At 63.4% G+C, this 12,448-nt stretch carries 12 protein-coding genes and 1 tRNA gene; 3 read left to right on the top strand and 10 right to left on the bottom strand.

Annotated features, from left to right (window positions below; translation table 11 throughout):
• The first annotated feature begins 11 nt into the window (after positions 1-11).
• A tRNA-Arg gene (locus Q0288_RS12630) sits at positions 12-87 on the top strand.
• A 170-nt stretch (positions 88-257) separates the two neighbouring features.
• Here Q0288_RS12630 and hemG read toward each other — a convergent pair.
• From hemG to Q0288_RS12580, 10 genes are all read right to left on the bottom strand, one after another.
• On the bottom strand, positions 258-1,634 hold the full coding sequence (gene hemG / locus Q0288_RS12625; RefSeq protein ID WP_299430957.1) for a protoporphyrinogen oxidase: 1,377 nt from the start codon (positions 1,632-1,634) through the stop codon (positions 258-260).
• Positions 1,635-2,627 carry a ferrochelatase gene (gene hemH / locus Q0288_RS12620; protein WP_299430955.1) on the bottom strand — a complete coding sequence of 331 codons (993 nt, stop codon included), beginning with the start codon at positions 2,625-2,627 and terminating at the stop codon, positions 1,635-1,637.
• Between the two features lie 95 nt (positions 2,628-2,722).
• Entirely contained in the window at positions 2,723-3,511 is a 789-nt protein-coding gene (locus Q0288_RS12615; RefSeq protein WP_299430953.1) for a chlorite dismutase family protein, read from the bottom strand.
• A gap of 37 nt (positions 3,512-3,548) precedes the next feature.
• Positions 3,549-4,607 carry a uroporphyrinogen decarboxylase gene (gene hemE / locus Q0288_RS12610; protein ID WP_299430951.1) on the bottom strand — a complete coding sequence of 353 codons (1,059 nt, stop codon included), beginning with the start codon at positions 4,605-4,607 and terminating at the stop codon, positions 3,549-3,551.
• Positions 4,604-5,341: a response regulator transcription factor gene (locus Q0288_RS12605; RefSeq protein WP_299430949.1), complete on the bottom strand. Its 738-nt coding sequence runs from the start codon at positions 5,339-5,341 to the stop codon at positions 4,604-4,606. The genes hemE and Q0288_RS12605 overlap by 4 nt, the downstream gene beginning before the upstream one ends.
• Positions 5,338-6,477, bottom strand: coding sequence for a HAMP domain-containing sensor histidine kinase (locus Q0288_RS12600; protein WP_299430947.1), 1,140 nt, complete (start codon positions 6,475-6,477; stop codon positions 5,338-5,340). The genes Q0288_RS12605 and Q0288_RS12600 overlap by 4 nt, the downstream gene beginning before the upstream one ends.
• A gap of 11 nt (positions 6,478-6,488) precedes the next feature.
• Complete coding sequence (hemB, locus tag Q0288_RS12595) at positions 6,489-7,526, bottom strand: porphobilinogen synthase (RefSeq protein ID WP_299430945.1); 1,038 nt, start codon at positions 7,524-7,526, stop codon at positions 6,489-6,491.
• A complete protein-coding gene (locus Q0288_RS12590) occupies positions 7,519-8,223 on the bottom strand; it encodes a uroporphyrinogen-III synthase (protein ID WP_299430943.1) in 705 nt (234 codons plus the stop codon). Before Q0288_RS12590 ends, hemB begins: the two co-directional genes overlap by 8 nt.
• Positions 8,220-9,119 (bottom strand): hydroxymethylbilane synthase, encoded by a 900-nt coding sequence (gene hemC, locus Q0288_RS12585; RefSeq protein WP_299430941.1) that lies wholly within the window; start codon positions 9,117-9,119, stop codon positions 8,220-8,222. Before hemC ends, Q0288_RS12590 begins: the two co-directional genes overlap by 4 nt.
• Positions 9,112-10,329 carry a glutamyl-tRNA reductase gene (locus Q0288_RS12580; protein ID WP_299430939.1) on the bottom strand — a complete coding sequence of 406 codons (1,218 nt, stop codon included), beginning with the start codon at positions 10,327-10,329 and terminating at the stop codon, positions 9,112-9,114. Before Q0288_RS12580 ends, hemC begins: the two co-directional genes overlap by 8 nt.
• A gap of 176 nt (positions 10,330-10,505) precedes the next feature.
• On the opposite strand from Q0288_RS12580, the gene hemL reads away from it, so the two are divergent.
• Entirely contained in the window at positions 10,506-11,834 is a 1,329-nt protein-coding gene (gene hemL / locus Q0288_RS12575) for a glutamate-1-semialdehyde 2,1-aminomutase (protein ID WP_299430937.1), read from the top strand.
• Positions 11,835-12,106: 272 nt separating this feature from the next.
• Positions 12,107-12,448: 2-oxo-4-hydroxy-4-carboxy-5-ureidoimidazoline decarboxylase (gene uraD / locus Q0288_RS12570; RefSeq protein WP_299430935.1), on the top strand; the 342-nt coding region annotated here is incomplete at its 3' end.

Raw genomic sequence — 12,448 nt, 5'->3', positions numbered from 1 at the left:
GCACAAACTATGCGCCCGTAGCTCAGTGGATAGAGCAGCCGCCTTCTAAGCGGCGGGTCAGGGGTTCGAGTCCTCTCGGGCGCGCCAAGTCTTTCCCTGCTTTCCACCCAGGTGACTACCTCTTGGTGACAGGAATTTTCTTGCTGTCCCCCCCGGCGGGCAGCGTGGAAAACAGCCATCAAATTCAAAGTGGAATCCCACAAGTGAGGATCAATCGCATAGCCTCCTGTGCTGGCTCGAGGCCAAAGGGGATGACCTCAAGTAGTTGCAGGTGTGGAATTGGGGGTTGCCAAATGCTGAAGCGCCCTTTGGGCTGTGGTGCGACCCATTCGGATAACCTCAGGTAATCCAACCCCCTGATAGGTGGCTCCGGTCAGGTAGAGTCCGGGAAGTTGCTCGGCCTCCAAAGCTTTGGTCACCCGTTCCTGATGTCCCACAGTGTAACGCGGCAGGCCCTGCTGCCAGTGGAAAACCCAGGTACGCAGGGGTTGGGGATGCTGTCCCCATAACCTGGCCAGGTCGTGCAGGGCTAGCTGTATGAGCTGGGATTCGTCGGCCCCGATCCCGGAGAAATAGGCTCGCACCAGGCCAAAGCCTTCGGGAGCACGGCCTTGCCATTTCTGGTCGGTCCAGGTAAAGCCCCGTGCGCTAAAGCCCTGCCTGGCAGCCATCAGGATTCCGTGGCCTACTCTGGGGGGCAGCTGCTCCTTGGCAAAAGCGAAGCTCACCGTGGCTGAGTTGCCGTAGGGAATTTGTTGCAGCGCAGAAGCTGCTTCGGGGTGGAGGGGCTCGAGCAATTTCCCGGTGACGTCAGCGGGCGTTGCCAGCACCAGGGCATCTGCGCTTAACGATCCCTCAGGGGTGTGAGCTGTCCATCCATTGGAGCGCTCGAGGCCCGTCACCGCCGTGCCCAGTCGGACATGGACATCCGTCAACCGAGCGCTCAGAGCCTCGACCATTGCTCCCAGACCGCCGGAAAGCGAGGCGAAGAGCTGCCCGGCCTCGCGGCTGCCGCGCTCCTTGCGCTGCTGCATCGCACCCCGGATCAGGCTGCCGTGCTGCAGCTCGAGGGACTTGAGCTGCGGGAAGGCCGCCAGGGTGGAGAGCTCGTAGGGGTCGCCGCCGTAGATGCCGCCACAGAGCGGGGCCACCAGCCGCTCCCACACCTGTCGCCCCAGCCTGCGCTCGATGAAGGCTCCGAAGGCTTCGTCGCCCTCCGGCCCTTTGGGGATAAGCAAATCCAGGGCAGCCCGAGCCTTCCCCAGGGGGCTCAGGAGCGGGCTCTGGGCCAGGGCTCCCAGGTCGCCCGGCACCACCATCTGCAAGCCTGCGGGAATCGGCTGTGCCTTGCGACCCTGGTGGATCAGGGCTGAGGGCTTGGCCGGAAGGGTGCCTACGATCTGGTCTTCCAGGCCGAGTTCGCGCATCAGCTCCAGGGCCCAGGGCTTGTAGCGCACCACTGCGTCGGGGCCGCCCTCGAGCAAAAAGCCATCCTCTGCCACCGTCTTAATTTTGCCCCCTAGCTGGGAACCAGCCTCCAGCAGAGTAATTTGCAAATCGGGGGCGAGTTTGCGGGCCTGGTAGGCTGCGGCCAGCCCGGAAGCACCCCCTCCAACAATTACCAGATGTGCCACTTAGAACCCCTTTTCAATAGCCTCTGGATGGGCTGTATCGGAAGCGAAGCCGACCCACTCCCGCACCACCAGATCGCGCAGCACCTCGACATAGTCGGGGTCGGCGTTGAGGCTGCGGGTGCGCAGCAATCGCAGACCCAGCCGCTGGGCGGTGTGCTGGGCCTCATAGTCCAGATCGTAGTAGACCTCCAGGTGGTCCGACGGAAAGCCCACCGCCGTTACCACCACTTCCTTGAAGCCCCGGGTGGCGACTTCCTCGAGCTTCTCGTTCACATCCGGCCCAATCCAGGGCTCGGGGGTGCGACCCGCCGACTGCCAGGCAGTGTCCCAGTGCCGCAGACCCAGCCGCCGTACCACCTGCTCGCCGGTGCCCCGCACCTGATCCTGGTAACGTCCGTCCTGGGCGGCACGCTCTGGGATGGAGTGGGCGGTGAAAAGAAAAAAAGCGCTCTTGGGTGCGGTCAGACGCCAGAGTTGCTCAGCCACCCGGTTGGCGAGGGCCTGCACATAGCCAGGGTGGTCGAAGTACTCCTCGACCAGGCGGAACTCAAAGGGATGCCCCAGCTCCGAGAGGGTCTGTTCGACCCTTTCGCGGTACTCGGCAATGCTGCGGGCCGAGAAGTGCGGCGCGGCCACGACCCCTACGGCCTGTTTTACCCCGTCTTCGGCCATGGCCCGCACGGCCTCGGCGATGAAGGGATGCCAGTGCTTGGTGCCATGGTAGACCCGGGCCGGGCCGCGTACCCGTGCACCGGGTGAGGTTGTGAGGGGGTCGAGAAAGAGCGGCAGTGAGGCGTTTAGGGCAGCCTCGAGGCGCACCGCCTGAGCGAAGGTAATCTCGTTCAGCGGGCTACGCCCGATCAGGTGGTAACGCTCCTCGAGTTCCTCCAAAAGCTCTTGGCTGGGTGGGTGGCCTCGCCGGATGTCGGTGTAGTAGGGCTCGATCTCCTCGCGTCGGTAAGGGGTGCCGTAGGCCATTAAGAGAACGTTCATGGGTGCTCCATAGGTTGCTGAGGGTCGAGGGTCTGGCGTCAAACGTCGGGCGGGGGTCGGGTTTAGCCCTCGACTCTAGACCCTAGACCCCTGACTTACGCCAGGTCTTCCAAAATCTCGCGGATGTCCTTCTTCGCACAGGTGAACATCGGGGTGTCGCGCAGGGTGTACTGGCTGGCCTCGGTAAAGCGCAGCCGCTGCACCAGATCCACGAACTCCTGAGGGTGGTTGGAGTCGAAGGCTACCACGAATTCCTGGTCGTCAATCCCGTAGGAATAGGAGGTATTCAGGGTCACGCCGGTGAAGGGGGCCGAGACGTAGATGTGCTCGTCCATCATGCCCTGCCGGGCCTGCGGCGAGAGGTCGTACCAGGGGCGGGTTTTGACAAAGGGGTAGACAAACAGGTAGTCGCCCTGGCCTGGGAGCAGGTGCACCCCCTCGCCCTCGGGGTTGAAGCGATCTACGTAGATCGAGCGTTTCTGCATCGAGAGGAACGAGAAGGGCTGACTCAGGTAACCCGCCAGGGCGGTGCGGTTCAAGGCCCGCTGCATGGCCTGGAAGTCGTCCACCCCGAAACCGATGCGCCACAGCATGAAGTCCACGTCGGAGCGCAGCCCCACCAGGCTGTAGCTGCGCAGGATAAAGCCCTCGCCCCGGCCCGCCCACTCCTCGCACACCCCGGCGAACTCGGCCTTGGCGGTCTCGATAAGGTCGCGCCCCAGCCGCCTGAAGGCAGGGTCGAGCTTGAAGAAGGCGTAGTTCAAAAACTGCCGCCTGGCCTGGTCGGGGGCCTTGCGCGAGATCAGGCCCGCAGGATCTAAGTCCACCATGCGGCGGGTCTGCTTTTCCTGGTACTCCCTGGCTTCGGGTTTGGGTTCAGTCATGGCTGCTCCATTGCATAACGGTCGGGCTGTCGCCCAGTCATAGCGGCTCCACTGAGTGTCGGTTGAATTGCCGCACGGTCTCGACAAGGTGGGCTACATGTTCGGGCGGGGTGGTACGGATCACCCCGTGCCCCAGGTTGAAGAGGTGGGGGCCGCCCAGGCCGGCCCGCAAAACCCGCCGGGCTTCACGGGCAATAACTTCGGGCGAGGCCAGCAAGACTGCAGGGTCGAGGTTGCCCTGCAGGACGCGGCCCGGGAAGTGCGGGCGGATCTGCTCCAGGCTCAGCCGCCAGTCCACACTAACGGCCTCGCAGGGCAGCTCGGACAGCACCGGGTAAAGGTGCGAGGCCCCTACCGCCAGGTAGATGCGCGGTACTCCCAGACCCTCGAGGGCCTGGAAGAGGGCACGATTGTAGGGCAGGGCAAACTCGCGGTATGTCGCGCTGTCGTGCAGTCCGGCCCAGGAGTCGAAAAGCTGGATGGCCTGAGCCCCTGCTTGAATTTGGGCTTTCAGGTAGCGGATCGAAAGCTCGGTGAGTTTCTCTAGCAGCCGGTGCGCCGCAACGGGCTCATACCGCAAGAAAGCGCGAAACTCCTCGTAGTCTTTAGTGCCCGCTCCCTGGATCAGGTAGGTGGCCAGGGTCAGGGGCGCCCCGCCAAAGCCGATCACTGCAACCTCGCGACCCTCAAGCTCGCGTCGCACCAGCCGGATGGTTTCTTCTACAAAAGGGGCGATCTCCCGCGCCTCGGGCAGACCCAGGGCTTCGATCTGGGCCAGTGTGCGCAGCGGCCTGGCCACCACCGGGCCAGGGTTGAACTGGATTTCCAGGCCCATCGCGGGCAGCGGGGTCATAATGTCGCTAAACAGGATTGCTGCGTCCAGCGCGAAGCGCCGCAGGGGTTGCAGGGTAACCTCGGCAGCCAGCTCGGGGGTGCGCACCATCTCCCAGAAGCTGGATCTGGACTTAATGGCCAGATACTCGGGCAGGTAACGCCCGGCCTGACGCATCAGCCAGACCGGGGCGCGAGGAGTATCCTCACCCCAGGCTGCACGTAAAAAGAGAGGGGTGGATCGGACGGTTTGAACGATACTCACAGGTTCTCCTTGGTGGCCAGGGCGGGGTTTTCTTCGGCCCTGGTCTCGGGCTGGGGGGTGAAGCGGTAGCCCACCCCCCAGACGGTGTGGAAGTGTACCGGGCGGGCTGGATCGGGCTCGAACAGCCGGCGTAAGCGCACCACGAAGTTGTCAATGGTGCGGCTGCTGGGAAAGACCTCCTGGCCCCAGACCCGGTCAAGAATTTCGTCGCGGCTCACCACCTCGCCGGCCCGCTCGGCCAGGAGCCGGAAAATCGCCATCTCGCGTTCGCCCAGCGCCTCTTTGCGACCATCCCTCAAATATGCGATCCAGGCGCGGAAGTCCACCCGGTGCCCGGCAAAGCCGTAGGCAGGGGCGGCGCGGGTTTCTTCGCGGCGTCGGAGCAGGTTATGTACCCGTAGCAAAAACTCGGGCAGGTGGAAGGGCTTGCCCAGGTAATCGTCGCCCCCCACCTGCAACCCCTCTACCCGGTCTTCTGGCTGGCCCTTGGCCGAAAGGAACAGTACCGGGGTGGTGAACCCCTCGGCCCGCAACCGGCGGCAGACCTCGAGCCCGTTCAGCCGGGGTAGCATCACATCCAGCACCACCAGGTCGGGGTTAAGCTCCCGCCAGCGGTGAGTCGCTGTGGTTCCATCGGGGGCGATTTCCACGGCCCACCCTTCACCCTCGAGGTTGTCGGCCAGCACCTGCGCTATGGCCGGCTCGTCCTCCACGATCAGGATCTGTGCCTTCATACCGGATTCCTTTCGGGTCTCGAGGTGGGGGTTGGCTGGGCCAGCGGGAAACGCAGGCTGAACCGGGTGCCCTGGGGCAGTGGTTCGGCCTGCACACTTCCGCCCATCAACTCGGTAATCCCCCGCACCAGATATAGCCCCAGACCCAGACCACGGGTGTTGCGGGTCTGTTCGTCGCCTACCCGGTAGAAGGGCTCGAAAATATGAGCGGCCTCGGTTCGCCTGATACCGATGCCTCGATCTTCGACCTCCAGCACGGCCTGGGTCTGGCTGGCCCAGAGCCGTATCCAGACTGGCTTCTCGGCCCCTGGGCTGTACTTGACCGCATTGTCCAGGAGGTTAGACAAGACCAGCCCGAATGCCTCGGGGTCGAGGTCTACGAGTACTGGGTTGGGGCCAGAATCGAAGTGTAGTCTGGCCCCTCTAGCTTCCAGCACCTCGCGCTGGCGCTCGAGTATTTGCCGCACCAGCTCGTCAATCTCGAGGCGGCTGGCCCTGACCTGGTTCATGCCCTGGGCAAGCCTCGAGGTGGCCAAAAGGCGCTCGGAGAGATCTTCCAGCCGGTCAACCTCGTGGCCCATATGGGTGAGATAGGCCTGCTGTTTTTCCTTCGACAACTCGCGCAGCAGCAGGGTCTGCACCAGCAGCCGCAGGGTGCTGATGGGGGTGCGGAACTCATGCGAAGCAGCCATCAAGAAATTCTGCTGGCGGCGTTTGAACTCCTGTTCGCTCCGCAGGCTGTGGGCGATGATCCACAGCCCGCCCAGCATCACCAGCAGGAAGAAAGGTCCTTCGTAGGCAAACATCCTCAGGTAACCCAGTTGCTCGGCGCGGTACTCCACCAGTCGTTCGGGGTTGACGAACACGGTTTCACCCTGCACTTCGATGTGCGGAAAGGCTACACCCATCTCCTTGATCAGGGCTTCGCGCCGGGAGGGTTCGATCGCTGGCCACAACTCCTGCAATAGAGCGGCTTCATGAAGCCAGGTGGTCTCGGCATACTCGATATTTTGCTGGATATACTGCCGTTGAAAAATCAGCCACCAGGACACCTGGGCAATTAAAAAGACCACCACCAGCGCAAAGGCCAGCCAGACCCAGCGCCTAGAGCTTTTCAACCAACGAACCCAGACCATCCCCAACCTCCTCAGATCCACTGCTGCTCGAGCGCCTCCAGAGCGTGGTAGCTGATGATCAGATCGGCACCTGCGCGCTTGATGGCTGTCAGGGCTTCACGCACCGCTCTGGCCTCATCCAGCGCGCCGGCCTGGGCTGCGGCCTTGAGCATGGCGTACTCCCCGCTCACGTTGTAGGCTACCAGCGGTAGATGAGTGGTGGGTCGTAGCCGGGCCAGGATGTCCAGGTAGGCCAGGGCTGGTTTCACCATCAGCAGGTCGGCCCCTTCGGCCCCATCGAGGACTGCCTCGCGCAGGGCTTCGCGGCTGTTGCGCGTATCCATCTGGTAGGTAGCCCGGTCACCAAAGCTGGGGGCGCTATGGGCCGCCTCGCGGAAGGGGCCATAAAACGCACTGGCGTATTTGACTGCATAGGACAGGATGCCCACCCCGGTATGCCTGGCCTGGTCGAGCGTCTGGCGCAGATACCCCACCCGCCCGTCCATCATGTCGGAAGGCGCTACGAAGTCGGCCCCGGCCTCCGCATGGGTCAGGGCCATCTCCGCCAGTTGGCGTAGCGTGGTGTCGTTGTCTATCCGTACCCCGCGCGGGGTGTCTTGCAGCACCCCGCAGTGTCCGTGGGTGGTGTGAGCACACAGGCAAACGTCGGTGTAGAGCACGATCTCGTCACCAAAAGCCGCTCTGGCCGCCCGGATGGCAGTGGGCACCGGGCCTGTGGGGTCGGCGGCGTTGTTTCCCAGGGGATCCTTGCTGTTTTCGGGCAGCACCCCAAACAGCAAAACCGAGCGAAGACCGAGCTTCAGAGCCCGCTCGAGCTGTTTTAGCCATAGATCTACACTCAACCTCGAGACCCCTGGCAGCGCTGTAATGGGCTCCTCGATCCCTTGCCCTGGCACCAGAAAGAAGGGTGCAATAAAGTTGGCGGGCCGCAGATGGGTTTCGGCTACGCTGTCGCGCAGGGGCTGGCTGGCGCGCAGTCGGCGTGGACGGTGCAATAGTTCGACCGCTTGGTCTACCGGCAGGGTCTGGGGGTTTTTCAGATCAGGCACTGTTCACCTCGTGGCGTCTCCCACATTTACGTTCCAGGATTTGTTCGATGGTGGCTACTACTTCCTCCTCGCTGGGGTTGGGGAGGGTGGTGTGGGGCCAGCCTCGCTCCCGCAAGCAGCGTGCCGTGGTGGGCCCCAGGGCCAGGCAGTGGGTGTTCGCCCCGATTCTGACCGGTAGAGCCTCGGCCGCGGAAGGGCTGGCCAGCAGGGTGAGGTCGGGTGTTTCCAGGTGGTCGGGCCAGGGCAGTGAAAAGGTGTCGTACACGATAACCGCGCGCACCTGATGGCCTGCTTCGCTCAGGCCACGGGCCAGGGTGGGCAAGGCCCGGTGGCCCTGCGGCAGACCCACGCAACCGGCTTCACCAAGTGCGATAAAGGCTTCTGCCAGACTGGCAGCATGTGTCGCTGAACCCAGCAGCTCCACTAGGCCTCCGGCCTGCTCCAGCGCCTCTTTGGTGGCTTCCCCCACTGCGCCCAGCCGGCGGCCCTGGAGTGAACCGCCGAGCTCGAGCACCGCACGTACTGCCGCAACGCTGCTAAAAAGCCACCAGGGGCAGTCCAGCAGCCGCGACAGATCTGCGCCCTGGCGGGTCTGGGTTCGGACCAGGGGTACGCGCCAGACCTCGAGGCCGCGCTGACGCAACCGCGACTCGAGCCCCTCGAGCCGCCCCTCGGACTGGGTGAGGGCTACCGTCATGTCCCCACCGCCTCGGGGTGTTCCCACTGGATTTGCCGGAACATAGCCTCGGAAACTTCTTCCGGGGTCGTACCCTCCGCCGTGTAGAGCTTCCCGCCATACCAGGCCAGCAGTTCAACCCCCCCTTCAACCAGCCGGGCCGAGGCCCCCAGCGCAAGCTGGCAGCCCCCGGCCAGGCGCCGCATTAAGCCCCGCTCGGCTGAGACGGTGGTCTGAGCAACGGGATCGTGGAGGGTTTGCAACAGGGCTTTCAGGGAGGAGTGGTCTCGCTGACACTCCAGGGCCAGCGCGCCCTGTGCCGGCGCGGGTACCAGCCGGTGAGGCTCCAGCACCAGGGCGTGGAAACCGGTCAGATCCAGGTTCAGCCGTTTGACCCCGGCGTGGGCCAGCAGGATGGCATCGTAATCGCCCCGCTCGAGCTTCTCTACCCGGGTGGGCACATTGCCGCGCAACTCCAGGCATTCCAGGTCGGGCCGCAGGTGGCGGAGCTGGGCCTGGCGACGCACCGCGCTGCTGCCCACCCGGATGCCCTTTCGCAAAGACAAAACGGGGTCGCCAGGGTCTACCGCAGGTGGACGAGCCAGCAACAGCTCGCGTGAATCCTCACGCGGCGGGACGGCAGCGATTTCCAGGCCCTCGACGGTGGCACTGGGCAGGTCTTTATAGGAGTGCACTGCCAGGTCGGCCTGCCCCCCCAGTACCGCGTCCTGCACAGCCTTGGTGAAGAACCCCTGGCCCTGCATCTGGGCGAATGGGGTCCGCTCGAGATCCCCCTGGGTCTCGATGATGACCAACTCGACCCTCGCACCCTGCCTCTCGAGGCGCTCTTTCACCCATTCAGCCTGCCAGAGGGCCAGACGGCTGCCCCTGGTGGCGATGCGCACCCGCTCACCCATGCTTGTCTCCCGAATCCGCAGGGTTGCTCCGATTGGGCTCCTTTTCCTCCAGGCCCAGACCGGCTTCCTGCAAAAAAACCTGTGCTGCTTCAGCTCCATGCTTGCGGGCCAGACCGCGCAAACCCCTGGCGGGAAAATGCGCGAAGCGGTGGGCCAGCCGTTGTACGAGCTCGGGCTCTACCAGTTCCCCCACGGTCTCTTCCAGAGTCCGCCGGTAGACTTCACGCATCTGCGCGATGGCAGGCCCCATCTCGCGCTCGGCCCACTCCGAGAGGGTGGTATCCAGCTCCTCGGCCACAATCTGCTCGGCCCGGGCCAGGTCTGCACGCAGGCGCTGCCGGCGCGCTTCGCCCAGGCGCTGCATCCACTCGAGGTCAATCAGTGCTACCGGTCTTCCCTCTACAGCGGTGCGTTCGACATTGGGCGGCAGGCCCAGATCCACGATAGCCCTAAGCTCAGGCTGATTTTTGACGAAGGTTCTGCCTATCAGGTGTTTCACCGAGGTTGCGGTCACCAGACCTGTAATGGCAGGAGGGTGCTCGAGGAAGGCATCCAGCAACATCACCTTTGCCCCCAGCTCCCGGGCCAGCTCCTCGGCTCTGGCCCCGGTGCGATTGACCAGCCAGAGTTCGATACCGGGGTTGGTGGCCAGGCTGCGGGCGGCCAGGCTACCCATCTCACCGATGCCCAGCACCGCTACCCGGGCGGGGCGGGGCAGCCTTGCTTCGAACTCGGGTCGGGCCAGGCTGAATAGCGAAGTGTTGGCCGGAGCCAGTGGTACCTCGCGCCGCACCCGCTTGGCAATGCGCAAGGCGCTCTGGAAAGCGAAGCTGGTGATCGGCCCCACCGCGCCCGCTTGTCGGGCCGTTTCGAAGGCCTGCCGTACCTGCTGCATGATCTGGTCTTCACCGGGATTGAGCGAGTCCAGCGAGGTTGCCACCCGGCAAAGGTGCTCGAGGGCGGCCTCCCCGGCGAAGGCGTAGCCCCTGGGTAGGTGGGGTGGCACCAGTGCCGCGCGCACGTCTTCAAGCTGCACACCCTCGGCCAGGGCCAGCACCAGATCGGTGCGGTTGCAGGTTGCAATCGGTACTGCTTCGGTAATCAGCCCCCCTGGCCAGCCCGGAGGGGTCTGTGCCCACGCGTTCCAGGCCTGGAGCGCTGCCGTTCCGCCCCTTCGCTGTGATACCCCGATCAGTGCCAGACGCTTCATCTGCAATTGGCTATCAATAACAGATAAACCTCCAAGAGTGTCACAAAAGTGTCATTGCGGGGGTGGCCAACCCCTCGAGATTGCCGTTGGGGTACACATAAATGCAGTTGCTGCCCTAGTGCCTTAAGGTTCTGGAGGATTGCCACCGCCCTGGCATGAATGCTAAGGTCACGGGCATGGATCCTATAACCACTTTACGTTCGGAAGTCTTGTTTGAACGCGCCGAACAGGTGATTCCGGGAGGAGTAAACTCGCCTGTGCGGGCTTTCAGGGCTGTGGGGGGCACACCGCGTTTTATTGCCAGGGCTGGTGGATCCCGCTTATGGGACGTAGATGGAAACGAACTGCTGGACTATGTGGGCTCCTGGGGGCCGATGATCCTGGGACACAACCACCCCCATGTGCAGGAAGCCATTGGTGTAGCCCTGGAGGAGGGCCTTAGCTACGGGGCCCCTACCGAGCGCGAGATCGTGCTGGCTGAGAAGGTTCTGCAGGCCTATCCCGGCTGCGACCAAGTGCGTTTTGTGAGCAGTGGCACCGAGGCCACCATGAGCGCGTTGCGCCTGGCCCGGGGGTTTACTGGGCGTGACCTGATTGTCAAGTTTCGTGGCAACTATCACGGCCACGCCGACAGCCTGCTGGTGCAGGCCGGTTCGGGTCTGCTTACCTCCGGCGGCGGTACGGCCCAGAGCGCACCCTCGAGCGCAGGGGTTCCTCAAACCTTTGCGGCCCTCACGCTGGTGGCCGACTACAACGATCCCGAAGGGCTCGAGGCGCTGTTCGCTACGCGGGGCTACGAGATCGCAGCAGTAATCTTCGAGCCGGTGGTGGGCAATGCCGGTGTGCTGATCCCGACTGCGGAATTCCTCGCTGCTTTACACAACTTGACAAAGCAGTATGGCGCCTTGCTGATCGCCGATGAGGTCATGACCGGTTTTCGACTGGCCCCTGGCGGGGCCGTGGAGCTTCTGGGTTTGCAGCCGGGTCTGGTCTGCTGGGGCAAGATTATCGGGGGTGGGCTGCCGGTGGGGGCCTATGGGGGCCGGGCCGGGATCATGCAGCAGGTGGCCCCGCTGGGCCCGGTGTACCAGGCCGGAACCCTGAGCGGGAACCCGGTAGCGATGGCAGCCGGGATCGCGACCCTGGAACTGCTGGCCCAGGATCCGCCCTATGAACGCCTCGAGCGCTACGGTCGGGCTTTGCAGGAAGGGCTCGAGAACACCTTTCATCGCTCAGGAATACCCATCTCCATTAACCGGGTAGGTTCGATGATCACGGTATTTTTCCATGCTGGGCCGGTTTCTACGTATGCCGATGCCGTGCAGTCCAATACCGGGGTCTTCAAACAATTTTTTCATGGTTTGTTGCTGCACGGGGTGTACTGGCCTCCTAGCCAGTTCGAGGCTGCGTTTTTCTCGGCGGCTCACGGTGGGGAGGAGCTGGAATATACCCTCGAGGCCGTTGAAAAAGTGCTGCAAAACAGTATGCATGAAAAGACGGGGTAAGTTCTCCCGGTAGCGAAACAACGGTCTGGCATGGAGGCGGATATAAGGTTGACGAAGGGGTTTCCCCAACGCACCTTTTAGGGCGAACCAGACTGCACAGGTCGCCCAGCCAGGTATTATCCTGGAGGCGGTATTTGCAGTTTTGGGATGCGGTCTGGTGGGCGGGTCTACTGCAGCCAGAAGGTTGGGGGGTCAATACCAGAAGTCGAGGGCCTAAAGCGAAAGGCCAGAACTATGTTCTGTGACCTGGGGCTTGAGATATACCGGCTTTGATGGCCCCCAAACCCTGGATCCTGGACGTTCCTATGACCTTAGGCGAAATCAACCAGCTCTCCCGAGAAGCTTTTGTCAAAGCGGTGGGTTGGGTGTTTGAGCACTCGCCCTGGATTGCCGAGCAAGCCTGGGCTACGCGACCCTGGCACAGCCTGGATGAACTGCACCAGGCCATGGTAATCTGCGTCCAACAAGCCTCCGTGGAAGATCAGCTCTCTTTGATTCGGGCCCACCCCGACCTGGGGGCCAGAGTCAAAATGGCCCAGGCTTCGGTTTTAGAGCAGAAAGGCGCTGGCCTGGATAGCCTCAGGATCGAGGAATTCGCCAAGATTCAACTCCTC

Source organism: uncultured Meiothermus sp. (assembly GCF_937863175.1).
Taxonomy (GTDB): domain Bacteria; phylum Deinococcota; class Deinococci; order Deinococcales; family Thermaceae; genus Meiothermus.
This window is presented reverse-complemented; position numbering and strand designations above follow the sequence as displayed.